This window comes from Sphingobium sp. Leaf26 (assembly GCF_001421665.1).
Lineage (GTDB): Bacteria > Pseudomonadota > Alphaproteobacteria > Sphingomonadales > Sphingomonadaceae > Sphingobium.
This window is the reverse complement of record NZ_LMKV01000031.1, coordinates 1-23,277: the sequence shown is the minus strand read 5'-3', so window position 1 is coordinate 23,277 and position 23,277 is coordinate 1. Positions and strand designations below refer to the sequence as shown.

The window sequence follows — 23,277 nt, the reverse complement described above, 5'->3', positions numbered from 1 at the left end:
CATCTGAACAGGAAAGAAGGCAAGCGGTAAAGCCGTCTTCAACAGGGCGACGCCACCCCGGCGACCTCCGCCCGATCAGGAGATAAGACGATGATCGAACTGCGCCCCTTCGACAGCCTTGGCGGTGACAATCATGGCTGGCTCGACGCCAAGCATCATTTTTCCTTCGCCGGCTATCATGACCCCGCCCGCATGCACTGGGGCAATCTGCGCGTCTGGAATGACGATACGATCGCGCCGCACACCGGCTTTCCGCCGCATCCGCATCGCGACATGGAAATCATCACCTATGTCCGCGAAGGCGCGATCACTCATGAGGACAGCCTGGGCAACAAGGGCCGGACCGAGGCCGGAGACGTGCAGGTGATGAGCGCAGGCACCGGCGTGCGTCATTCGGAATATAATCGCGAGGATGTGACGACGAAGATCTTCCAGATCTGGATCATCCCGACCCGTCAGGGTGAAGCCCCAAGCTGGGGCGCCCGCCCCTTCCCCAAGGGCGAACGGTCGGGGCATTTCGTGACGCTGGCGTCGGGGTATGAGAATGACAATGACGCGCTGACCATCCGCACCGATGCACGGATTGTGGCCGCGACGTTGAAGGCCGGGGAAAGCGCCGACTATCCGATCGGTGCCGATCGCAAAGCCTATCTGGTTCCCGCCACCGGCGCGATCCAGATCGACGACGTGCGGGCCAATGCCCGCGACGGCGTAGCGATCAGCGATGTCGAGGTCATCCGCGTGACCGCGATCGAGGATAGCGAGATCGTGCTGGTCGACGCCGCCTGAACGATCAGGCCGGTATGGGCGCCATGGCTGCGATAGTGGCCATGGCGCCCTTTTCTTCAAGGCTGGCCAGATGGACGGTCAGTTGTTCGGCGAAGGCGGCATCGTCGCGCAACGCGGCGGGCACGATCGCGTCATAGGCCAGGATTGCCTGCACGCGACCGGCGGCATCGGGCTGATCTTTCAGCAAGGCGGCAATCCGGTCGGCCAGCGGATCATCCACGATATGGGCCGCGCCCTGATCGTTCACCCCCGCCTGCCAGCGCAGCCAGGCCGCTACGCCCAATGTCAGCGCCTCTGCATCCTGCCCCATCCTGCGTCGATCCGCGATCGTCGCCAGCAGACGCTGCGGCAGTTTCTGCGACCCGTCCATAGCGATCTGATGGGTGCGGTGCATCAGCGCGCCATTGTCGAACCGCGCCATCAATTGACGGCGATAGGCGGCGACATCCAGTTCGGCCGGCGGCGACAGCGTCGTTGCCGCCTCATCCCATAGCCGCTCGACAAAGGCGCGCATCGGGGTGTGTTCCAGCACTTCATGGACATGGTCGATGCCCGCCAGCCCGCCCAGATAGGCGATGGCGCTGTGCGCGCCGTTGAGCAGGCGCAGCTTCGCCTCCTCCCATGGCGCGACGGCGGCGGTGAACTGGACGCCGGGGCCGAAATCGGGGCGCGGGCCGCAGAAGCGATCTTCGATCACCCATTGGGTGAAGGGTTCGGTCTTCACCAGCGCCTCGTCGGTCAGGCCATGGTCGCGGGCGAAAATGGCGATATCATCCGCCGTGGTGGCTGGCACGATGCGGTCGACCATGGTTTCTGGAAAAGCGCCTTCCTGCGCTATCCAGTCCGCCAGCGCCGGATCATGATGCTGTGCCAGCGCGATCACGGCGCCACGCAACCTTTGCCCGTTGCGCGGCAGATTGTCGCACGAAATGGCGGTGAAGGGCGGCAGGCCGCGCGCGCGGCGCTTTGCCAAGGCGGCGACCAGGAAGCCAGGCGCCGTCACCGGTGCGTCCAGGCTGGCGATGTCGGCGGCCAGTTGCGGATCATCCGTGCGCAGCGCACCGCTGGCGGGATCGAGCTTATAGCCTTTCTCCGTCACGGTCAGCGTCACGATATGGGTGTCGGGGCTGGCCAGCATTTCCACCACGCCCGCCGGGTCTTCCGGCGCGACCGTCACATCGAGCACTGCGCCGATCGTCCGAATGGCGACATCGGCGCCATCGCGCACCAGGATATGATAGAGGCCGTCCTGCGGCATCATCTGGTCGCGCACACCGGGCGAGCGCAAGGACACGGCCCGGATGCCCCAGCGCAGGTCGCCCGACGCCAGCATATCGTCGAACATCACCGCCTGATGCGCGCGGTGGAAGGCGCCGATGCCCAGATGGACGACGCCGGGCTTCACCTGGCGACGGTCATAGGCGGGTCGGGCGATGGTGGCAGGCAGCGCAGCCAGCGTGGCGGACGATAGGCGCATCATGGACAATTCCTGAAGGGTCAGAGGGTTACGCCACGTTTCCAGATGGCGATGTCGCGTTCGCCATTGACTTCGTTGCGGGCCGGTTCGCCCGATGCGATGGCGCAGATGCGAGCCATCAGCGCGTCGGTGGCGATGTCGAGGCCGTCATCGAGCACCTGTGCCGCGTCGAAATCGATCCAGACGGGCTTGCGCCGGGCCAGATCATGGTTGGTGGCCAGTTTCAGCGTCGGGATCGGGCTGCCAAGCGGTGTGCCCCGCCCGGTGGAAAAAAGCGTCATCGTGGCGCCTGCCGCCGCCAGCGCGGTGGTCGACACCGCGTCATTGCCCGGCGCCTCCAGCAGGGTCAGGCCCGGACGGCGCAGCGTTTCGCCATAGGCCAGCACATCGGTGACTGTGGCATGGCCGCCCTTCTGCACCGCACCGAGCGACTTTTCCTCCAGTGTGGTGATGCCGCCCGCGACATTGCCGGGGCTGGGATTTTCCGAAATCGGTTCGCCATGGTCGATGAAATAGCGTTTGAAGCGGTTGACCAATGCGACCAGCGCATCGAACACCGGCTCGTCCGCTGCGCGCTGCATCAATAGCCTTTCCGCGCCGAAAATTTCCGGTATTTCGGTCAGGATCGCCTGCCCGCCCGCTTGCGTGACGACATCGGCGGCACGTCCGATCAAGGGGTTGGCGGTGATACCGCTCAAACCGTCTGAGCCGCCGCATTTGAGGCCAAGCCGTAACATCCCTATGCCTACGGGTTCGCGCTTGTCCTGTGCCGCGATGGCGACCAGGTCATCGATCGCATTTTCCGCGTCCTCATATTCATCGGCGCTGATTTGCGCGCCGACGCTGCGGATGCGGTCGCGCCGCTCCGGCGGGATGCGTTCCAGCAATTTGGATAGCTGATTTTCCTCGCAGCCAAGGCCGATGATCAGCACGCCGCCGGCATTGGGATTGCCCGCCAGCGCCGCCAGCACCCGTGCGGTCCCGTCCAGATCGTCGCCCAGTTGCGAACAGCCTAGCGGATGGGGGAAAGCCAGCACGGCGTCGACCCGTCCGGCATGGCGATCCGCCGCCTGTTTCGCGATTCGTTCTGCCGTGCGCGCGACGCAGCCGACCGTCGGGATCACCCAGATTTCATTGCGGGTGCCGACACTGCCATCGGCGCGGCGATAGCCCTGAAACTGCCAGCGCGTGTCGGCGGCGGCAGCCGGCTCAGACCGCGATGGCGCGAAGCTGTACGGCTCCTCCGCCTTCAAATTGGTGTGGATATTGTGGCTGTGAACATGCGCGCCCGGCGCGATCGCCTGAGTCGCGCTGCCGATCGGCCAGCCATAGCGGCGCACCGGATCGCCGGCCGCCATCGCGTGCAGCGCAAATTTGTGACCCCGCCCGATCGCTTCGGCAAGCATGACCGCCTTTCCCGCGACATGGATGGTTTCGCCCGCATCCAGCGCGCGCAAAGCCACCCCGACATCGTCGGACGGTGCAATCTGCACGGCATCCGGCAGGGTCTGGACAAGCTGGTCTAGGGGTTCGGCTATCGTCTCCATTGCACTGTGATAGCATTTGTGCCAACGCTGGCACAAGTCCAAAGGAGATGATGATCGTGACCCCGCTGACGCTCGACCCCAATCGTCTGTTCCCGGCCGATCCCGGCACCCGTGCCATTGCCCGCGCGCTGTATGAGGGCGTCGCGCACCTGCCGATCGTCAGCCCGCATGGTCATACCGACCCTGCCTGGTTCGCGACCAACGATGCCTGGGACAATGCGACCGCGCTGCTGCTGGCGCCGGATCATTATCTCTACCGCATGCTCTACAGCCAGGGCGTGAAGCTGGAGGCTCTGGGCGTTCCCGCTCATGGCGTGCCAGGCGATGCCGATCCGCGCGCGGCCTGGCGCATCTTCGCCAGCAACCAGCATCTGTTTCGCGGCACGCCTTCCCGGATGTGGCTGGACCATGTCTTTGCCGACGTATTCGGCTTTGACGAGGCGCTGACCGCCGACACGGCCGACCATTATTTCGACCGTATCGGCGAGTTGCTCGCCACCCCGGCCTTCCGCCCGCGCGCATTGTTCGACCGGTTCAACATCGAACTGATCGCCACGACAGAAGGCGCGCATGAACGGCTGGACCATCATGACGCAATCCGCAAGTCGGGCTGGACCGGACAGGTCGTCACCGCCTACCGCCCCGATGCGGTGGTGGACCCGGAGCATGAGGATTTCCACGCCAGCATGGCCGCCTTTGCCGATCTGACCGGCGAGGATGTGATGACATGGCGTGGCTATCTGCGCGCCCATGCGAAGCGGCGGCAGGATTTTATCGCCATGGGGGCGACCTCCACCGACCATGGCCATCAGAGCGCGCGCACGGCGAACCTTTCCCCTGCCGACGCCGCAGCGCTGTTCGACCGCATCATCGGTACGGAGTGGACGGCGGCCGACGCCGAACTGTTCCGCGCCCAGATGTTGACCGAAATGGCGCGGCTCAGTCTGGAGGACGGGCTGGTGATGCAGATCCATCCCGGCGCATGCCGCAACCATAATAGCTGGCTGCATCAGCATTATGGTCGCGACAAGGGCGCCGACATCCCCGGCCGCACCGATTATGTCGGCGGCCTGAAGCCGCTGCTCGATGCGTTCGGTAATGAGGCGGACCTGTCGATCATCCTCTTCACGCTGGACGAAAGTACCTACGCCCGCGAACTGGCGCCGCTCGCTGGCCATTATCCCTGCCTGAAGCTGGGGCCGGCCTGGTGGTTCCACGACAGCCCGGAAGGCATGATGCGCTTCCGCGAGATGACGACGGAAACGGCGGGCTTCTACAATACGGTCGGGTTCAATGACGATACCCGCGCCTTCCTGTCGATCCCGGCTCGCCATGACGTCGCCCGGCGCGTGGATTGCGCCTTCCTCGCACGTCTGGTGGCGGAAGGGCGGCTGCGCGATTGGGAGGCGCAGGAACTGGCGCAGGATTTGACCTATAATCTGGTACGCAAGGCCTATCGCCTGCCCGAAGCGCCCGCCCGGCCGCTGGCCAGCGCCGCCTGATTTGTCAGGACGCCCGCGCTCGCATAGAGAAGCGGGCGTCCGACCCATCAGCGAAAGCCGCCATGCCCCCCAGAGACTCCAGCCCCGGCGAACCGACCATCATCGACGTCGCCGCGCTGGCGGGCGTATCGATCCGCACCGTGTCGCGCGTGCTCAACCATTCGCCCAGGGTGAATGACGACACGCGCGCGCGCATCCAGAGCGCGATCGACGCGCTCAACTTCCGTCCCAGCCTGCGCGCCCGCGCCATGGCCAAGGGGCAGTCGCTGCTGATCGGCATGGTGCATAATGATCGCAACGCGCTGGTGCTGGACAGCGTGCAGCGCGGCGTGGGCCGGGAAGCGACCCGGCGCGGCTATGAAGTGATCTGCCACAGCGTGCCGGTCGGCGATCCGGCGGCGGCGGCCGATGTGCTGGACTTTGCCCGGCGGTCGCGCGTGGATGGGCTGGTGGTGATGCCACCGGTGTCGGACATGGCCGGCCTGCCCGCGGCGCTACAGGCCGATCATGTGCCGGCGGTGGCGATCTCCGCCGTGCCGATCCGGGGCTACGGCGCGGTGCTGCTGTCGCGGGAGCGTCAGGCGGCGGGCGATGTCGCGCGCCATCTGCTGGAGCTGGGCCATCGCCGGATCGCCATGATTACCGGTCCGCAGGACATGATATCGGCGATCGAGCGCCGGGCCGGCTTTGTCGAGGCGCTCGCCGATGCCGGGTTGGCACCGGTGGCGGAGGTGGAGGGCGATTACAGTCTGGCCGCCGGGATCGCCGCCGCCCGCAAGGTGTTGGCCGCATCGCCCGCGCCGACCGCGATTTTCGCCGCCAACGACATCATGGCCGCCGGCATACTCAAGGTCGCGGCGGAACGGGGCGTACCCGTCCCCGCCGCCCTGTCCGTGGTCGGTTTCGACGGCAGCATCGTGGCGGACATGTTGACCCCCTCGCTCACCACCGTCGCCCGCCCGTTCGGAGACATGGCGGAAATGGCGACCCGCCAGTTGATCGACCTGATCGAGGGGCAGGCGTTGTTCGATACGGACAGCCCTGCCCTCTCGCTGATTCTGGCGGAGTCCAGCGCAGCGCCCCCTATTTATATCGCCCCATCGTCACCTTGATCCAGACCGGCTGGTCGATCAGGTTCAGGCCATAATCGGTCTGGTCGCCATTCCAGATGCGGTCCATGACCCATGCGCCCTTGTCGAAATGGCCTTCCTCGACCCTGACGATCATGCCGCCGGGCGCGCTGCCGTCCTTCGCATCGAAGGAAACCCGGACATGGTCGCCGGTGAAGAGAAACGCATTGGCCGATAGCTGCGCGACAACCATGCCGCCGGTCGGCTCGGTCGCCCAGGCGGGCAGATCCGCCTTGGGGAACCATGCGCGCTGGCCGAACTGCCATTGGCCAAAGCTGGCGGTGATGGTCCAGTCGCCCATCGTCGTGCTGACGGGTGTGCCGTCATCGGGCTTCGCCGTGCCCCAGACCGGATGGTCGAAGGCGATCTTCGCCCAGGGGGCCGATNCAGATGCGGTCCATGACCCATGCGCCCTTGTCGAAATGGCCTTCCTCGACCCTGACGATCATGCCGCCGGGCGCGCTGCCGTCCTTCGCATCGAAGGAAACTCGGACATGGTCGCCGGTGAAGAGAAACGCATTGGCCGATAGCTGCGCGACAACCATGCCGCCGGTCGGCTCGGTCGCCCAGGCGGGCAGATCCGCCTTGGGGAACCATGCGCGCTGGCCGAACTGCCATTGGCCAAAGCTGGCGGTGATCGTCCAGTCGCCCATCGTCGTGCTGACGGGTGTGCCGTCATCGGGCTTCGCCGTGCCCCAGACCGGATGGTCGAAGGCGATCTTCGCCCAGGGGGCCGATGCCACCACCCGATATTTGGCGGCGAAGGCATCCAGTAGCGTGTCGTCGAAACCTTTGGCGCCCAGCGGATAATTATAATAGCCGGTGGCATCCATGCCGAACGGCGCGAAACCGATTGCGCCGCGCCCCAGCGCCGCCCAGAAATAGCGCGCATATTCAGCGGCATTGCCGATTTCCGGCACCATCAGCGCATTGTCCGGCCGGGTATAGAGATCGAGATGTTTGAAGACGTTGCGGCTCGCGCGATCGTAGATGTCGGGCGCGGCAAGATCGAGCGAGGGCGCCGCCGCCTTCCATATGTCGATCACGTCGCCCTGCGGCCCGCCGCTCGACAGCGCCATCGGGTCGGGCTTGGCGAAGGGGTCGCCGAGCGAGGCGTTCACATACATGGGCAGCGGCTTGATCGCCTTGCCGGCCCTGGCCAGTGCCTCGATATAGCGCGCGGTGTGCCATGTGTTGAACGCRCGGTCGGCCTGATCGCCGAAGACGCTGGCCCAGTTGCCAGCCGGCTTCTTCAGCATTTTGGTCAGCGGCGCGCGGCGCCATGGGGGGACAGGACGCCATGATCCTTGCCGTCCTTCGTCTTCATGCGCGGGAAACGGCGATTGTCGAGCTTCACCCAGTCGGGCGTGTAGGCAAGGCCGGTATTCTTCCACGCGCCGAACCACAGCAGGACGATGCGCTTGTCATGCCGGCGCGCCTCATCGAGCAGGGTCTGGACGAAGCTGTAATCGAACTGCCCCTCCTTCGGCTCCAGTTGCTCCCAGGCGATCGGCGCTTCGACCGTGTTCGCGCCGATCCGGTCCAGCACCGGCCAGACCTTCGCCAGCGGGGCGGCATAGTTGCTGCTGTTGTTGACCTGACCGCCCAGCATCAGGAACGGCGCGCCATCCACGATCAGCGCATGTTTGCCGTTGCGCGTCTCGATATGCGGCGTGTCGCCCTGCGCCAAAGCAGGCGTGGCAGGCAAAAGAGTGGCGGCGAGAAGRAGCCGGGGAAGGATCATGAAGGGGCCTTTCAGGGCTGTTCGTCGAGGGAGAAGATGCGCGTTGCCGGCGTCCATTTGGCGTCCGACGCGGCCCAGGGCAGCGGGCGCTGGACTGCGTCCATCTGCGTTTCCCATGCCTGCACCACCGGATCGGCCGCGTCGGCTGCCGCCTTGGCCGCCGGATCGAAACCGGGGCCGGTTTCCATCAGCATGACGAGGCGGTTGCCGCTGCGATATATCTCCATCGCGCTGATGTCGGCGGCGCGGATGCTGGCGCCGATCGCCGGGGGCAGCGCACCGGAAGCATGCCATGCCTCATATCGGGCGATCGCATCCGCCTCGTCGGCAAGGTCGATCAGCAATATCTGCCGCATCAATTGACCCAGCCGCCGTCGATCACATGCACCGCGCCGGTGGTGAAGGCGGCTTCGTCGCTGGCGAGATAGAGGACGAGGTTCGCAATCTCCTCCGCCCGGCCGAGCCGCCCCATCGGCTGGCGCGCGACGAAGGCGGCCTGCGCGGCCTCATAATCGCCGGTATCGTGCAGCCGCTGTTGCAGCGAGGGCGTGTCGATCGTGCCGGGGCAGATGCAGTTGCAACGCACCCCCTGCCCCACGAAATCGGCGGCCACCGCCTTGGTCAGGCCGATGACGCCCGCCTTGCTCGCGCCATAGGCGAAGCGATTGGGGATGCCTTTCACCGAACTGGCGATGGAGGACATGTTGACGATCGCCCCCGCGCCCTTCTCCACCATGGCGGGCAGGAAGGCGCGGATCGTGTGATACATCGCGGTCATGTTGAGCGAGAGGGCGAAGTCCCAATCTTCCTGCGGACATTCCAATATGTTGCCGGCATGGACCACGCCCGCGATATTGGCGAGGATGTCGATCGGGCCGACCTCCCCCGCCAGCGCCCGCACCGCCGCGCCGTCGGTCGCGTCGAGCGCGCGCAGGTCGCATCCCTCAAGCCCTTCGAGCGCGTCGACATCCCGGTCGGTCGCGATCACGCGTGCGCCCTCAGCCACGAAACGCCGCGCCGTGGCCCGGCCGATGCCGCGCGCCGCCGCCGTAATGAGCGCGACCTTGCCCTCAAGCCGCCCGCTCATGCGCGGGCTTTCGTGGGCAGACAGTCTGGACCGATGGGATCGAAAGCCTTGTAGGTCAAAATAAACTCCTGATGGCCAAGGGATTCAGAGATGCTGCGTGTCCCCGCCGCGACGGCCAGCACCTTGTCATATATTTCCGTACCGACCTGCTCCAGCGTGGCTTCGCCTTCCAGGATGCGGCCGGCATTGACGTCCATGTCGGCGGCCAGGCGGCGGCCCGTGTCGGGGTTGGCGCAAATCTTGATGACCGGCGAAATGGCCGACCCCACCACCGATCCGCGCCCGGTGGTGAACAGCGTCAGATGCGCGCCACAGGCGATCAGTTCGACGATCTCGGCATTGTCGGAGATGTTGGGAAAGCCGAAACGCGGCTCGCCATCGGGCACCACATCAAGCAGATAGAGGCCTCCCGTCGGCGGCAGGTCGCCCGGCTTCAATATGCCGTCGATGGTGGAGGAGCCGGACTTGGAGTAGGCCCCCATCGACTTTTCCTCCTGCGTCGTCAGGCCGCCTTCCGCATTGCCCGGCGCGAAGCTGCCAAAGCCCATGATGGTGTAATAGCGTTCCGCCTTCTGCACGCATCGCTCGATCGCGACCGCCAGTTCGGGCGTGCGGGCGCGTGTCGCCATGATCGTCTCGCAGCCAACCAGTTCGCCCGTCTCCTCGAAGATGCAGGCCGCCCCGTCGGCCACCAGCCGGTCGAAGGCGCGGCCGACCGCCGGATTGGCGGTGATGCCGCTGGTCCCGTCCGACCCGCCGCAGATGGTGCCGACGACCAGTTCCTCGACCCCCATGGCGACGCGCGGCACATCGGCGATGGCGGCGCGCACCCGCCCCACCGCCTCCAGCCCCGCCGCGATCGTCGCCGCCGTGCCGCCCGTTTCCTGAATAACGAGCAGTTCCGCCGGCCGCCCGCTCTCCTGCGCCACCGCCAGCAATCGTTCACGGTTGAAGCTCTCGCACCCCAGCGACACGATGACGAGGCCACCGACATTGGGATGGGTGGCGATCGCCTCCATCACCTTGGCGGCATAGGCATTGGGGTAACAGCCGGGAAAGCCGATCAACTGGACGTCGGGATCGTCGGCCTTGTCCACGATCCGCCGCGCGACATGATGCGCACATTCGACAAGATAGGCGACTGCGATGACGTTGCGGATGCCCTTGCGCCCATCCTGCCTCTGCCAGGCGCGGATCATGCCCCCGGCTCCAGCGCGGTGCGGGTATGGCTGCTGATATAGTCGCTCTTCATATTGTGCATATGGACCCAGTCGCCGGTCGCCACGTCGGCCGTCATCGACCCGATCGGTGCGCCATATTTGATCACCTTGTCCCCGGCATGCAGCCCGACCCGCGCGACCTTATGGCCTATGGCGATGCCTTCACGCGCCGGAATCGTGCCGCCAGAGGCCGGCAATATGTCGCCAGCCTCGATCGGGCGGACGCAGATCATCACATTGTCGTCCGGATGCAGCAGGATCAGCCGCGCATCATCCTGAAGCATCGCATTCTCCTTCAAGGCAGCGTCAAGCGCGGGCCAGAGCGCATCGGGCAGCGCGACAGCGAGGCGCGCCATCGTGTCCGCCACCTGATCGGCACCGACCAGACCGGGGATGACGCTGACGACCGCCGGATGGCGGAGCGGAAATTGCAGGGCGGCAGCGGGCAGCGGGACATCATATGGGTTGCAGGCGTGGAACAGGCGCCGTGCCTTGCTCATCATCTCCGCGCTCGGCGCGGCATAATCGAAATGCAGGGCGCCTTCGAGATCGCGGGCCAATATGCCGCTATTATAGGGGCCGCCGACGATCACCAGCACGCCCCGTTCCGCGCAGCGCGCCAGCAACCGCTCCGCGCTGCGGTCCAGCAATGTATGGCGCCCCGCGAGCAGGATCATGTCCAGGTCGACATGGTCGAGCAGTTCGTCGCAGATCGCGACTTCATTGACGCCGATGCCGATTGCACCGATCGCGCCCGCATCGCGCAGGTCGCGCATCGCCCGATAGCCGCCGTCCAGAAAGGCCCGCAGATGCCGGTCATGATCCTCGCCATGGGTCGCCCGGCCGATATCATGCGCCAGCAACAGGTCGATCCGCTCACGTCCCAGCCGCGCGCGGCTACCCTCGAACGATCGCAGGATGGCGTCATGGCCATAGTCGAACAGCGGCTCGAACGGATCGGCGTCCACGAAACCATGCCGCTCCCCGCGCGCGTCAGTGGGCACCAGCAACCGCCCGACCTTGGTCGATACGATCGCCTCGCTTGCCCCATCGCGCGCCGCCAGCATCGCGCCCAGCCGCCGTTCAGCCAGGCCAAAGCCATAATGGGGGGCGGTATCATAATAGCGGATGCCGGCATCCCAGGCCGCTGCCAGCGTCGCCTGCGCCTCGCTTTCCTCCACCGCGCGATAGAGATTGCCGATGGGCGCGGTGCCCATGCCCAGGGTCGGGAAGGTGACGGTCATGCTGCCCCTGTTCGTTGCGCCGCGCGGGCGAAGAGAGCGACGACCCCAAAGCAGAGCGCGGGCACCAGCATCGCCGCGCGGATCGTGCCGGCCAGATCGGACAGCAGGCCCATCGCCATCGTCAGGATCGCGCCACCGATGATGGCCATGACGATCATCGACGCCCCCGCCTTGGTGAGCGGGCCAAGGTCGCGCAGCGATAGGACGAAGATGGTCGGATACATGATCGACATGAAGAAGCTGGTCGCGACCAGTGCGACAAGGCCCATCATGCCGCCACCGATCGCCAATAAGGACAGCGCGATGTTGATCCCGGCGAACAGGGCCATCAGCCGCGCCCCGTCAAACCGGGCGAGCAAGGCGGTGCCGGCGAAGCGACCGAGCATGAACAGCACGAGCGACAGGGTCAGCAGCCAGGCCGCCTTCTGCGCGCCGATGCCCGGCACGACGCTTTCCGCATAGCGGATCAGATAGCTCCATATGCCGACCTGCGCGCCGACATAGAAAAATTGCGCGCCCACGCCCGCCAGATAGCGCGGCCGCCGCAGCAGGGCGCCATAGCCGGCGAAGACCGGGGCCCGCGCCCCTTCCGCCTGCGTCGCGGCGCGGGGAAAGCGGGTGAAGGCCAATATCGCTGCCCAGCCCAGCACGACCAGCGCGATGACCAGATAGGGCAGCCGTACCGCCGCAGCCCCGGCCGCCCCCTCAGCGGCCGCATCGGACAGGATCAATGTCGCGCCCAGCGCCACGCCGGTGATCGAACCCAGCGGATTGAACGCCTGCGCCAGATTGAGCCGCTGCGCCGAGCCATCCGCCGGTCCCATCGACGCCACCATCGGATTGGCGGCGGTTTCGAGGAAGGCGAGGCCGCTGGCGATCACGAACAGGGCGAAGAGGAAAAAACCATAGCTCAGTTGCGCCGAGGCCGGCAGGAACAGCAGCGCGCCACCGCCGAACAGCAGCAGGCCCATGATGACCGTCGCCTTGTAGCCCAGCCGCTCCGCAGCCAGCGCAGCCGGAATGGCGAAGCAGAAATAGCCGAGATAGAAAGCCGACTGAACCAGCCCGGACTGGAAATCGGACAGCGAAAAGACATGTCGGAAATGGGCGATCAGCACATCGTTGAGATTGTTCGCCACACCCCACAGGAAGAAGAGACCGGTAGTCAGGACCATCGCCGTCCGGCTGCTGCGTTCCGGGCCTTCTCCCTTGATGCCGCTACCCTGACTGTGCATCAGACCATCCTCTCTCTTGCCCGAAATGGCAGGCCAGCCCTTTGCCGGGGTCCGGCCTGCCAGGGGGGGACGCTAGAAACGCCCGGACGCCGGATCAATAGGTGATGCGGGCCGTCAGGTTGATGCGGCGATCATTGACCACCGCGTCGCGAGGGCGGCTGTCGATGCCGAAATAGGTCGCCCGGCGCGTGTTGGTCAGGTTGGTGCCGTCCAGCGCCAGTGCGAATTGCGGCGTCACATTATAGCTAATCGACGCATCGAGCTGACCGAAGGGTTTGTTGAACACTGGCAGGCTGCCAGTGCCGTTGCCAGCCGTGGTCACGACATATTTGCTGCGCCAGTTATAGGCGACGCGCGCCGACAGGTCGCCCTTCTCGTAAATGCCGACGATATTGTAATTATATTTCGACAGCAGTTCGAGCGGAACATTGGTGACCGGGCCGGATGTCGCCGGCGATGGCGCCTGCGAGTCCACATAGGTGAAATTCGCCTGCATGCCGAGGCCGCTGAGCGGGCCGGGGAGGAAGTCGAAGAACTGCTGATAGGCCAGTTCGAAGCCCTTCACCTTGCCCTTGGCGACATTATTGTAGGACGTCACCTCATATTCATAGCTGTTGCCATTGTCGAAGGTCACGTCGCGATAGGACACGGCCGTCTGGATGTAGTTCTTGATATTCTTGTAGAAGGCCGCTGCGGTCAGCGAACCGGTCCGCGAGAAATACCATTCCAGCGTGGCATCCAGATTGTCCGACTTCATCGGCTTGAGATAGGGGTTGCCGCCGCTGGTCGTGTGGATCTGATCCTGCTGCGCGGCGCCCGGTTCGCTGATGGTCAGGCTGGGGTTCAACTGCGTGAAGGACGGACGCGAGATATTCTTCGCGGCCGCAAAACGCATTTGCAGAGTGTCGGTCAGATGAACGCGCAGGTTCAGGCTGGGCAGGACCGAGGTATAATCCTGCGAAGTCGCGATCGGATTGAACACGGTCGGGCCGCTGACTTCATTGCCGTTTGCGTCCAGCACGATCGAGGTCTGCTGATAAAAGCCCGACACGTCGAGATTGGTGCGGATCACGCGGACGCCGATATTGCCGTCGACCGGATCGGCCTTGAAGAAGGCGGTGGCATAGCCGGTGAAGGTCTTCTGCCGCTGCTCGTTCGTGCCGCTCTGGGTGTAGGCCGGCGCGTTGGCGATGCCCAGCGTATCGAGCGTCTGCTGATAGTTGCGGATGATACCGCGGTTGAACGCGATGATGTTGCCGAACAGGTCCGCATCGCCACGGAAGAAGTCGCCCAGGTCGACGGTTTCCAGTTCGCTGGGGATGCCCGACAGGCCGGTGTAGCGATAGCCGGTGTCGATCGTGCGGTTCTTGCGATCCGCGTAGCGGATGCCCGCCTTGATCGACGACAGGATGCCGGCGTCGAAGCGATATTCGGCGTCGAGCCGCGCGGTCTTGTCCGACGCCTTCGATTCGTTGAGATTATCGAGATAGAAGGCGCTGGTGTAGGTCGCCGGGTTGGCAAGGCCAGTCGCCGAACCGATATTCACGACCGGAACCGATCCCGAAATATCCTGATACAGCGTGTCGGCCACGCCATTGAGGCCGAAGATCGAGCGCAGATTCCTGGTCTTCGCATCGACATATTGACCATCGGCAGTGACCGTCAGGTTGCTCGTCGGCTTCCATTTCAGGTTCAGTGAATAGTCCGTCGTGGTCGAATGACGGGTCTGGGCGCTGGTATTGTTACCGACCGGCACGTTGATGAAAGTGCCGCTCTGGAAATCGCCATTGTCGGCATAGGTGAAGGCCGCGCCGGGCTGCGGAATGATCGCGCTGCCAGAACTGTAGGCGAAGAAGCTGTAATCGTCGTACCGGAACTTATAGTCCGAACGGAAGACTTCGGCGGTCAGCTCCAAGGTGTCGCTGGGGCGCCACTGAAGGGCGATGTCGGTGCCCAGACGGCGGCGATCACCATAGACTTCGCCAATGCCGGTGCCGTGCGGCAGAGTCGTGACCTGGCCAGTGCGGCCGAGCGTCGCCAGCACTGCGGCGTCGGTCGCATTGCTCGGATCAAGCGTGTAGAATGGCTCGGTCGAGATCGTGTCCTGACGGAAAGCGGTCTTCTGGAAAGACACGCTGGCGAGGATACCGATTTCGCCGATGCCGGTGTCCCAGCGATCGCTGACCATCAGCGAGGCCGACGGCCTGAACTTGTCGGTCAGGTCGAAATAGCTCTGGGTGGCGGTAGCGGCGACCTTCAGTCCGTCAAAGTCGAACGGCTTGCGGGTGCGGAAATTGATCGTACCCGATAGTTGATCCTCGATCAGGTCGGCCGAGGGATTTTTGTAGACGTCGATGCCCGCGAGCAACTCGGACGGAATATCCTCCAGATTGAGCTGGTTTGCGCCTGAAGCGGTGAAGATGTCGCGGCCGTTGAGTTCGGTGCGGACCTGCGTCAGGCCGCGGATCGCGACCGAGCTGCCTTCGCCATATTGGCGCTGGATCTGGATACCGGTGATGCGTTGCAGCGCCTCGGCCACGTTGCGGTCGGGCAGCTTGCCGATATCTTCGGCGACGATCGAATCGACGATGACGTCGCTGTTGCGCTTGATCGCCTGCGCGCTCGACAGGCTGGCGCGGACGCCGGTGACGACGATGTCGCCTTCATCAGAGGCGGCGGCCTGAGGCGCGGCAGCATCCTGCGCATGGGCGGCGGCGCTCAGCGCAATGCTGGCGATCGAAATACCGGCCATCAACGCGGCGCGACGCGGCATGTGAATCATCCTGGTCATGAAACCCTTCCTCTCCCTGGCTCCTGTCCGGAGCGCTGATGTGATTCGCGGCGGCAAACGGCCGGAATATTTCCTTATTCATGTACCGATCCGCCATTGGGAGCGGTACCAAGACGAGCCTCCACTACTCCCACATTTCTGATTATGAAATATAAAAATTGATTTCATATGTGGATTTTCTTTAAGAGGCATCGACCGGCAAGGGATACTCCTCCACATGGGAGCATCGATAAAAAAGGGGGGAAACTGATGACTGGCAAAGCACGCTATCAGGCACCGGCCCTGACCAAAGGTCTGGAAATATTGGAACTTCTTGCCCGCGCCAGTCATCCGCTGATCATGTCCGACATATCGAGCGCGCTTGGCCGTTCGGTCAGTGAAATCTTCCGCATGCTGCAAGTGCTGGAAGAGCATGGCTATATCGCCCGCGCCGAAGAAGGCTATCGGCTGACCAACCGGCTCTTTGCGCTGGGGATGAGCCAGCCGCCGATCCGCGACCTGGCCTCCACCGCCCTGCCGGTGATGCAGGATCTGGCGCGCCGTGCGGGGCAGAGCTGTCATCTTGCCGTCGCGTCCGGCGCGGAAATGGTGGTCATCATCGCGATCGAGGCACCCGGCCTGTCCGGCTTTGCCGTGCGCGTGGGCTATCGCCGGCCGCTGCATCGTTCCAATTCCGGGCGCATCCTCCTCGCCTTCCAGTCGCCAGACGCGCGGGCGGCGATGCTGGACGATATCCGCGCCACCGGCGACACGCTGGACCAGGCAGAACTGACCGAGTGGCTGGACACGACCGTCGCGGACGGGGGCGCCTTCGCCCCCAGTCCGATGCTGACCGGCATCACCGACCTGTCCGCGCCCATATTGGTCGGCGGCATCGCGCGCGCTGCGCTGACCATGCCGTTCGTCGATGGCGCCGCCAACCGGGCGACGACGCAGGCCTGCACCCAGATGGTGCGGAATGCCGCTGCCGCGATCGGCGATGCCCTTTCACCGATCATGCCATCGCCGATCATGACCCTGCCCCCGCGCGACATGGAGGATGAACAATGAGTGGTTTCGATCGTCGCACCGCATTGATGGCCGCCGCCGGGCTGGCGGCCATGCCCGGCCTTGCTGGTGCGCAGGTCACGGCCAGCGACGAAATCATCGACCTGTGGCCCGGTACGCCGCCCGGCGGCACCGGAGCGCGGATCGTCCGCAGGGTCGAGGATCAGGCGAAACCGGGCGGCAAGCCGGATCGCTTCGTGACGGGGATAGACCGGCCGGTGCTGGTGGTGCGTCGCCCCGCCCGCCCCAATGGCGCGGCCATGCTGGTGGTGCCGGGCGGCGGCTATGGCTTCCTGTCCTACGACAATGAAGGCACCAGCCAGGCGGACTGGCTGAACGCGCGTGGCATCACCGCCTTCATCCTGCTCTACCGTTTGCCGGGCGAAGGCTGGGCACGGCGCGAGGATGTGCCGTTGCAGGATGCCCAGCGCGCCATGCGTGTGATCCGCGAAAAAGCTGTCCAACTCGCTGTCGCAAAGGACCGGATCGGCGTGCTCGGCTTCTCGGCTGGCGGGCATCTGGCGGGATCGCTGGCGACCCGGCATGGCGAGCAGGTCTACGATCCCGTCGATGCCGCCGATCGGGAGTCCGCCCGCCCGGACCTTGCTGCGCTGCTTTATCCCGTCGTGAGCCTTGACGCGCCGTTCACCCATGGCGGATCGCGCGACAATCTGCTGGGCGAAGGCGCCAATGCGGCGCTGCGGCGCCAGCGCTCGGTCGAGTTGCGCGTCGATGCCCGGACGCCTCCCCTGTTCCTCGTCCACGCGACCGACGACGGGCTGGTGCCGCCCGCCAACAGCATCGCCCTGTTCCAGGCGATGGAAGCGGCAAAACGCCCGGTCGCACTCCATATCTTCGAGGATGGCGGCCATGGCTTTGGGACACGCCTGCCGCGCACGATGCAGGCATCCGCCTGGCCCGATCTGTTCGCGACCTTTGCCGCGAAACACCGGTTGATCCCTGCATGAAGCGCATGATCGCCCTGATGCTGGCGCTCGGCGCCGGCAACGCGCTGGCCGCGACCGGCGATTATCAAAGTTCGCCAGCGCGGCGCATCGTGGCGGAAAAGGATTGGGGACCATGGCTTGGCCCGTTCCGCGCGAAGCTGGTGCCCAGCCTGATGCAGGATTTCGGCGAGCGCTATCTCTACGCGCCCGCCAACGCTGCCCTGCCTGCGCCAAAGCCCGGCGAGCAGCGCGTGGTGTTTCTGGGCGATTCCATCACCGACCGCTGGAACCTCGCCGCCAGCTTTCCGGCCAAGCCCTATGTCAATCGCGGCATCGGCAGTCAGGTGACGGCGCAGATGCTGCTGCGTTTCCATCAGGATGTGATCGCGCTAAAGCCCAGCGCCGTCGTGATCCTGGCCGGCGTCAACGATGTGCAGGGTTTCCTGCAACAGGAAACGCCCGAGCAGATCGAGGCCAATTGGGAGTCCATGGCGGATATGGCGGACGCGCATCATATCAAGGTCGTGTTCGGTGCGATCCTGCCGGTGAACGATTATACCGAGGCGGCGAAAGATGTCGTGAAGGAGCGCAAGCCCGTCCTACTGGTAGCGCTCAACCAATGGCTGCGCACCTTCTGTGCGGAACGGGGCTATGGCTTTGCCGACTATCATGCCGCGCTGATCGACCATAACGGGCTGATGGCCGCCGCCTATACGCGCGACGGCGTGCACCCGCTGGCCGATGGCTATGCGGTGATGGCGCCGATCGCGGAGCAGGCGATCGAGCAGGTGCTAAGACAGAAATGAAGCAAGGGAGAAGGATGATGTTTCGCCTGACGGCTGCCCTGTGTGCGCTGGCTATCGCCGGTGCCGCTCATGCCGAAACCAAGGTGCCGGGCGACCCCCATGCCGACGATCCGGTCGGCATCGTCGCCGATCCCTGCCCGGAGCATCCCAAGCCGGCCAACGAAACGGAATGGAAGATGTGGAACCTCCACATGCTGACCCGCGATTTCGGACAATTGTGCCGCTACGCCGCCGACAACAAGGCGCTGGAGGGCAAGACGGTCCGCGCCGTCTTCATGGGCGATTCCATCACCGACAACTGGATCAACCTCGATCCGGACATGTTCATCGACGGGCTGGTGGACCGGGGCATCAGCGGCCAGACCACGGCGCAGATGCTGGTCCGCTTCCGCAATGACGTGATCGCGCTGAAGCCTCAGGTCGTGCACATCATGGCGATGACCAACGACATCGCCGGCAATACCGGCGCGGCGACGATGGAAACGGTGCTGGGCCATATCCAGACCATGGCCGAACTGGCCGATGCGCATGGGATCAAGGTGGTCATCGCCTCAGTCCCGCCTGCCGGCGCCTTCCCCTGGAGTCCGGCGATGAAGCCCGCGCCGCAGATTACGGCGATCAACAAGTGGCTGGCCGATTATGCCCGCAGCCGTGGCTTCACCTATGTCGATTATCATAGCGCGATGGCGCAGCCCGATGGGGCGATGAAGCCGGGCCTGTCCACCGACGGCGTCCACCCGACGAAGGAAGGCTATGCGATCATGCGCCCGCTGGCGCGGCAGGCCATCGACAAGGCACTGAGGGAAATCCAATGACGATGCTGGGACGCCGCTCCTTCCTCGCCGGCACCGCCGCGCTCGGCCTGGCCCGCGCGGCGCGCGCCGCCAGCCCCATGGGCACGATGCGCGGACCGGTACAGGCAAACTGGCCCTCGCTGGTTGGCAATTACCGCTACCCCGACTGGTTCCGCGATGCGAAGCTCGGCATGTGGTCGCATTGGGGGCCGCAATCGGTCCCGGCGCAGGGCGACTGGTATGGCCGCTTCATGTATATGCAGGGCCACCCGATGTACGAGCATCACCTCAAGACCTACGGCCATCCGTCGGTCGCGGGGATGAAGGACATCCAGAATCTCTGGACCGCCGACAAGTGGGAGCCGGATGCGCTGATGGCCCGCTACCAGAAGGCGGGGGCCAAATATTTCATGGCGCTGGCCTGCCATCACGACAATCTGGATTGCTACGACAGCCGCTATCATGCCTGGAACAGCCTGCGCGTCGGGCCGAAGAAGGACATTGTCGGCATCTGGGAACAGGCCGCGCGCAAGGCAGGCATGAAGTTCGGCGTCTCCAATCATGCCGCCCATGCCTGGCACTGGTATCAGCCCGCCTATGGCTACGACCCTGTCGGCGCGAAGAAGGGCGAGCGTTATGATGCGTTTCGCCTGCGCAAGGACGACGGCAAGGGGCAATGGTGGGAGGGCCTGGACCCGCAGGAGCTTTATACCGGCGGCCATGCGGTGCTGCCCGACGGCATCGACACGATCGAGGTGATGGACAAGTGGCACGACGCGAATAACGGCCAGTGGATCGAGACCGGGCCGAAGGACGACCCGGCCTATGTCACCCGCTGGCTGCTGCGCCAGACCGATCTGGTCGCAAAGTACAAGCCCGACATGGTCTATATGGACGATCATGAACTACCGTTCGGTCCCGTAGGGCTGGAAGCGGCGGCAGACTATTATAACCGCTCGATCGAATGGCACGGCAAGATCGACGTGGTGCTGACCGGCAAGCAGCTCAAGCCCTATGCCCGGTTCGGCATGGTGGCTGATGTGGAGCGCGGCTTCACCGACCATCTGTGGGACGAGCCTTGGCAGACCGACACCTGCATCGGCGACTGGTTCTACAATGCAGCGCGGCTGCACGACAAAAGCTACAAGAGCGCCGAGGAGGTCATCCAGCGGCTGGCCGATGTCGTGTCGAAGAACGGCAACCTGATGCTCTCCATCCCGCAGCCGGGCGACGGGTCGATCGACAGCGAAACGGAGAAGGTGCTGGACGGCATGACGGCATGGATGACCCATGGCGGCGAGGCGATCTTCGGATCGCGCCCCTGGCGCACCTATGGCGAAGGACCGACGCAACTCATCGCAGGCATGCAGAATGAGGAAAAAGCCAAGCCCTTCACCGCACAGGATATCCGCTTCACCACCAACAAGGGCGCGCTCTACGCGCTGTTCCTGGGTCGGGCGGCCGGACCTACGACTATCCGCTCACTGGCGCGCGGCCACGTCGGCGGCACAATCGAACGGGTGACGCTGCTCGGCGGCGGCCCGATCGCTTTCCGTCAGGATGGCGCAGGCCTCCATATCGACATGCCGCGCGGCGGTAATTTCGTTCCGGCCGTCCGCATCGACGGTCGCGGCCTCGTTTGAAATATAGGGAACTTCAGGAATGATCGCGAAAAGCTTCAAATGGATCGCGCTGGGCGCGTCCTGTCTCACCGCCCCCGCATTTGCGGAACCGATGGCGTTGCTGGATCGTCATGGGAGCCGTGTGGCGGTGGAGCCTTATGCGGCGAACATCGTGCGGGTGACGATCGCCGCCCCCGCATTTGCGGAACCGATGGCGTTGCTGGATCGTCATGGGAGCCGTGTGGCGGTGGAGCCTTATGCGGCGAACATCGTGCGGGTGACGATCGCGCTTGATCCGGTGCTGGCGTCGGCGGCGCCGGGTGAAGGGCCCAATGCGAAGGCGGATGCGACCGGTTGGACCCATAGCAGCGACGCTGGCGGCGACGTCTTTTCCTCCTCCGCCCTCACCCTGACCATCGACGCCAAGCCGTGGCCCGGTGCGCCGACGCAGATGCAGCGTTATTTCGCGCCGTCGCTGCCGCCGGTCAGCCTGTCGGTCAAGGATGCGTCCGGCACCGTGCTGACGAAGATGACCGGCTGGGAAATGGCGCCGGTGACGGTCAATGGCGAACAGACCTTCAAGGTCGGCGCCAGCTTCGAATCCCCGGCGGACGAACATTATTATGGTCTGGGCCAGAACCAGGAAGGCCATATGGATCTGCGCGGCAAGCAGATCGACTGTTCGCACAGCTATGATGCGCCGGCCGGCGAGACGGTCTGCGTCCCCTTCATGGTCACGAACAAGGGCTATGGCATCGTCTGGGACAATCCGGCCCGTACGCTGATCCAGCCCGGCCTGCACAGCAGCACGCACTGGCAGAGCATGGTCGGCGAGCGCGTCTCCTTCTTCGTCATCACCGGCAAGACCACGGACGAACTCTATGCCGGCTATGCSAAGCTGACCGGCGAAACGCCGCTGCCGCCCAAGGCCGGTTTCGGCCTCATTCAGAGCAAGGCGCGCTACGAGAGCCAGCAGGAACTGCTCGACATCGCCAATGGCTATCGCCAGCGYAATCTGCCGCTCGACGTGATGGTGCTGGACTGGTTCTACTGGACCCGCATGGGGCAGTTGGACATCGACCGCAGCTATTTCCCCGATCCCAAGGGGATGAACGACAGGCTCAAGGCGATGGGCATGCGGTCGATCATCAGCGTGTGGCCGCGGTTCGAGCGGGAATCGCGCTATTTCGACATGCTCGCGACCAAGGGCTGGTTCCTCAAGGACAAGGACGGCAATCCGGTCGACGGCCTGCCATCGCGCTCCGATCGCGCGGGGGCGCTGATCGACAGCACCAATCCGCAAGCCCGCGAATGGTTCTGGGGCAAGATTCGCGACAATATCGCGTCTCAGGGCTTCGACTGGTTCTGGCTGGACGAGACCGAGCCGGATCTGGTGCCGGATGGCTATTTCTATGCCAAGGGGTCGGGCGACCGCTATCACAACCTGTTCCCGCTGGTGCATACGACCGGCGTGGCCGAAGGGTCGGAACGCGAYCGCCCCGGTTTCCGCAACATGATCCTGGCGCGCGCCGCTTATCTCGGCGCGCAGCGCAATGGCGGGCTGTTCTGGTCGTCGGACATCAAGTCGACCTGGGAGGCGCTGGAGCGGCAAATCCCGACCGGCCTCAACTTCACCGCGTCGGGCCTGGCCTATTGGGGCAGCGACATCGGTGGCTGGCAATGGCCCAAGGGGCCGAAGGCGGAAAACCCGATCCTGGTCGATCCGGCGGGGGCTACGGCGATGGGGGCGGACTATCCCGACTATCCCGAACTGTTCGTGCGCTGGTTCCAGTACAGCGTCTTCACCCCGACGCTGCGCATCCATGGCCAGCGGCCCGCCGCCTCGCTGTGGGACTATGGCAAGGCGGCCGAGCCGATCCTGGCCGACTGGCTGCGCCTGCGCTACACGCTGATGCCCTATATCTATGCGYTGGGACGGCACACYTATGACACCGGCGCACCGTTCATGCGCGCGCTGTTCATGGACTTTCCGAACGATCCCAAAGTGTCCGACATCGGCGACCAATATATGTTCGGTCCCGCTTTCCTGGTCGCCCCGGTGACGCAGCAGGGCCAGACGAAGCGCCCGGTCTATCTGCCCGCCGGCACCGCCTGGTATGATTACTGGACCAACCAGAAATATGAGGGCGGCCAGACGATCGTGGTCGACGCCCCGATCAACCGCATGCCGCTGTTCGTGAAGGCCGGGTCGATCGTGCCGATGGGGGTGCAGGTGAAGAGCACCGCCGAGAAACAGGCGCTGGAGAGCATCCGCGTCTATCCCGGCGCCGACGC

At 64.8% G+C, this 23,277-nt stretch carries 18 protein-coding genes and 1 pseudogene; 9 read left to right on the top strand and 10 right to left on the bottom strand.

Going from position 1 to position 23,277, the window contains the following annotated elements; translation table 11 throughout:
• Positions 1-90 precede the first annotated feature (90 nt).
• A complete protein-coding gene (locus ASE85_RS19715) occupies positions 91-789 on the top strand; it encodes a pirin family protein (RefSeq protein ID WP_056692756.1) in 699 nt (232 codons plus the stop codon).
• 4 nt (positions 790-793) lie between these two features.
• On the opposite strand, the gene ASE85_RS19710 is transcribed toward ASE85_RS19715, so the two are convergent.
• Both ASE85_RS19710 and ASE85_RS19705 read right to left on the bottom strand, forming a co-directional pair.
• Entirely contained in the window at positions 794-2,269 is a 1,476-nt protein-coding gene (locus tag ASE85_RS19710) for a mannitol dehydrogenase family protein (protein ID WP_056692754.1), read from the bottom strand.
• 17 nt (positions 2,270-2,286) lie between these two features.
• On the bottom strand, positions 2,287-3,813 hold the full coding sequence (locus ASE85_RS19705) for a UxaA family hydrolase (protein ID WP_156358432.1): 1,527 nt from the start codon (positions 3,811-3,813) through the stop codon (positions 2,287-2,289).
• A 50-nt stretch (positions 3,814-3,863) separates the two neighbouring features.
• Here ASE85_RS19705 and uxaC point away from each other — a divergent pair, with 50 nt between their 5' ends.
• Positions 3,864-5,315, top strand: a complete 1,452-nt coding sequence (gene uxaC / locus ASE85_RS19700; protein WP_056693129.1) for a glucuronate isomerase — start codon at positions 3,864-3,866, stop codon at positions 5,313-5,315.
• Between the two features lie 62 nt (positions 5,316-5,377).
• Complete coding sequence (locus ASE85_RS19695) at positions 5,378-6,427, top strand: LacI family DNA-binding transcriptional regulator (RefSeq protein ID WP_056692751.1); 1,050 nt, start codon at positions 5,378-5,380, stop codon at positions 6,425-6,427.
• Here ASE85_RS19695 and ASE85_RS19690 read toward each other — a convergent pair.
• From ASE85_RS19690 to ASE85_RS19655, 8 genes and pseudogenes are all read right to left on the bottom strand, one after another.
• The gene (locus tag ASE85_RS19690) at positions 6,399-6,812 is read right to left on the bottom strand and encodes a DUF5597 domain-containing protein (RefSeq protein ID WP_235523631.1); all 414 of its coding nucleotides are present in this window, start codon (positions 6,810-6,812) and stop codon (positions 6,399-6,401) included. The two genes, ASE85_RS19695 and ASE85_RS19690, sit on opposite strands and share 29 nt — an antisense overlap.
• A 20-nt stretch (positions 6,813-6,832) precedes the next feature.
• Positions 6,833-8,189, bottom strand: a pseudogene (locus ASE85_RS19685) (DUF5597 domain-containing protein); the annotation flags it as partial.
• Positions 8,190-8,200: 11 nt separating this feature from the next.
• A complete protein-coding gene (locus tag ASE85_RS19680) occupies positions 8,201-8,545 on the bottom strand; it encodes an L-rhamnose mutarotase (RefSeq protein WP_056692745.1) in 345 nt (114 codons plus the stop codon).
• Positions 8,545-9,276, bottom strand: coding sequence for an SDR family oxidoreductase (locus ASE85_RS19675; protein ID WP_056692741.1), 732 nt, complete (start codon positions 9,274-9,276; stop codon positions 8,545-8,547). Before ASE85_RS19675 ends, ASE85_RS19680 begins: the two co-directional genes overlap by 1 nt.
• Positions 9,273-10,475 carry a UxaA family hydrolase gene (locus ASE85_RS19670; RefSeq protein WP_056692738.1) on the bottom strand — a complete coding sequence of 401 codons (1,203 nt, stop codon included), beginning with the start codon at positions 10,473-10,475 and terminating at the stop codon, positions 9,273-9,275. Before ASE85_RS19670 ends, ASE85_RS19675 begins: the two co-directional genes overlap by 4 nt.
• The gene (locus ASE85_RS19665; protein ID WP_162237488.1) at positions 10,472-11,740 is read right to left on the bottom strand and encodes an aldo/keto reductase; all 1,269 of its coding nucleotides are present in this window, start codon (positions 11,738-11,740) and stop codon (positions 10,472-10,474) included. The genes ASE85_RS19670 and ASE85_RS19665 overlap by 4 nt, the downstream gene beginning before the upstream one ends.
• Positions 11,737-12,975 (bottom strand): L-fucose:H+ symporter permease, encoded by a 1,239-nt coding sequence (fucP, locus tag ASE85_RS19660; protein WP_082462935.1) that lies wholly within the window; start codon positions 12,973-12,975, stop codon positions 11,737-11,739. Before fucP ends, ASE85_RS19665 begins: the two co-directional genes overlap by 4 nt.
• A 94-nt stretch (positions 12,976-13,069) precedes the next feature.
• Positions 13,070-15,766 (bottom strand): TonB-dependent receptor, encoded by a 2,697-nt coding sequence (locus tag ASE85_RS19655; protein ID WP_056692735.1) that lies wholly within the window; start codon positions 15,764-15,766, stop codon positions 13,070-13,072.
• A gap of 249 nt (positions 15,767-16,015) precedes the next feature.
• Between ASE85_RS19655 and ASE85_RS19650 the strand changes: the two genes are divergently transcribed.
• The 6 genes from ASE85_RS19650 to ASE85_RS19625 all read left to right on the top strand — a co-directional run.
• A complete protein-coding gene (locus tag ASE85_RS19650; RefSeq protein WP_056692731.1) occupies positions 16,016-16,816 on the top strand; it encodes an IclR family transcriptional regulator in 801 nt (266 codons plus the stop codon).
• Positions 16,813-17,781, top strand: coding sequence for an alpha/beta hydrolase (locus tag ASE85_RS19645; RefSeq protein ID WP_056692728.1), 969 nt, complete (start codon positions 16,813-16,815; stop codon positions 17,779-17,781). Before ASE85_RS19650 ends, ASE85_RS19645 begins: the two co-directional genes overlap by 4 nt.
• Positions 17,778-18,566: a GDSL-type esterase/lipase family protein gene (locus ASE85_RS19640; protein ID WP_056692724.1), complete on the top strand. Its 789-nt coding sequence runs from the start codon at positions 17,778-17,780 to the stop codon at positions 18,564-18,566. The genes ASE85_RS19645 and ASE85_RS19640 overlap by 4 nt, the downstream gene beginning before the upstream one ends.
• 14 nt (positions 18,567-18,580) lie before the next feature.
• The gene (locus tag ASE85_RS19635; protein ID WP_156358431.1) at positions 18,581-19,381 is read left to right on the top strand and encodes a GDSL-type esterase/lipase family protein; all 801 of its coding nucleotides are present in this window, start codon (positions 18,581-18,583) and stop codon (positions 19,379-19,381) included.
• Positions 19,378-21,003 carry an alpha-L-fucosidase gene (locus tag ASE85_RS19630; protein ID WP_056692720.1) on the top strand — a complete coding sequence of 542 codons (1,626 nt, stop codon included), beginning with the start codon at positions 19,378-19,380 and terminating at the stop codon, positions 21,001-21,003. Before ASE85_RS19635 ends, ASE85_RS19630 begins: the two co-directional genes overlap by 4 nt.
• 19 nt (positions 21,004-21,022) lie before the next feature.
• The coding region (locus ASE85_RS19625; RefSeq protein ID WP_056692717.1) for a glycoside hydrolase family 31 protein at positions 21,023-23,277 on the top strand (2,255 nt) is incomplete at its 3' end.